Annotated in this window: 1 protein-coding gene; it reads left to right on the plus strand. The window is 28.3% G+C overall.

Translation table 11 applies throughout. From position 1 onward, the window contains the following. Positions 1–586 precede the first annotated feature (586 nt). On the plus strand, positions 587–1,282 hold the full coding sequence (locus ACRBBL_RS27430; RefSeq protein ID WP_431372305.1) for a hypothetical protein: 696 nt from the start codon (positions 587–589) through the stop codon (positions 1,280–1,282). Positions 1,283–1,330: the final 48 nt, after the last annotated feature.

The following is a 1,330-nucleotide window of genomic DNA, read 5'->3' on the forward strand; positions in this document are numbered from 1 at the left end:
GACAAGGTGTGGGTTGGGCTGCAAAAACAACCGCTAAATTTCATCCAGATATTATCAAACTCTACCAAACCGATATTCAAAACACAACCTTAGTTGCCAATTGGTTTCGTAAAAAAATTGAAATTGGCTTGAATCGGAATAATTACGTTAAGAAAAGTTGAAATCTTACTACGAAATCCCAAAAAGCAACTCATTTAAAAAAATTCATAAAAACCTAACAATAAACACCTTACAACATTCTCACACAACTACCCTACCTTTCCTAAAAAAGCAGCGGAGGTTTTAGGTAAAAGTAGCGGAGGAAATGACCAAAAGCAGCGGAGGTTTTTAGTAAAACCTCCGCTGCTTTTTTTAAATGCCATTTTTAGGATAAAAATTTGATCGTTTTTAACGTTTTTTGAACAAACAAAATAAGTTTTCTGTTTTTACGGGAAACCACATTGCAAGTAAGTAATCTTTGTTTTACATTTATAGAAAATAACTGGAAGTTGTATTACAATGAGTTCCTGTTATTTACCAAATTTAGTGTGATAAGAGGAATTCCTTATATACATACGTTGTACGCAATATTAAACCAATAAATTATATGATTGATAAACTTGGAAAATTATTACCAATAGGAACGTTATTCTTAATACTATGTAGTTCAATTCGAACCATATATTATTATCAAGGTTTTAATATTTCTATTGTCGATTATATGGAACTATCAGAGTTTATAATATCTTTTCTAGATGATATTTATCTCTATTTATTGATTATTTTCTCGCCTTTAATATGGCAGTTATTAAATGATTTCTTTAGTAACAATGATATAGCGACTGAGCCTGCAAAATTAAAATCAAATAGAAAGCTCTTTTTTAGAAATTTAACAATCGTTTATTTTTTTGCATTAGCTGCTATTGTTGTAAGTAAAATATTTTTTATCAATTACTATGTATATGGTGTTGCTTTCTTTGTTATTATATTAATATATATATTCTTTGTAATTTTCAAAGGGTCAAAGATTGATAACCTATCCAAATATTTAGCAGTAGTACCAACTCTTATTTTTTTATCCTTCATAGATGCAAATTTTTCTAAATTAAGAATTTTAGAAAGGGAAAAATCAAATTATAATGTCAAACTTGCTTTCGATGGAAGCACAATTAAGACTACAAATGATTTGCAATTTATTGGCCAATGCAAAAATTATGTGTTTTTCTACAACATTAACAACAAAATTTCTACAGCCTATAAGAAAGACAACATATCTATGTTAGAAATTTCAAGAAAAGACTGAGAACAATACTACGTACAACAACGTGTATAATTAATTGCTTTGGCAAGT

Origin of the sequence: Kordia sp., from assembly GCF_050633145.1 — a bacterium.
Classification (GTDB): domain Bacteria; phylum Bacteroidota; class Bacteroidia; order Flavobacteriales; family Flavobacteriaceae; genus Kordia.

What these genes read in the sequence shown, in the direction of transcription:
- ACRBBL_RS27430 (WP_431372305.1), top strand. Translation starts at nt 587, where the DNA reads ATGATTGATAAACTTGGAAAATTATTACCAATAGGAACGTTATTCTTA.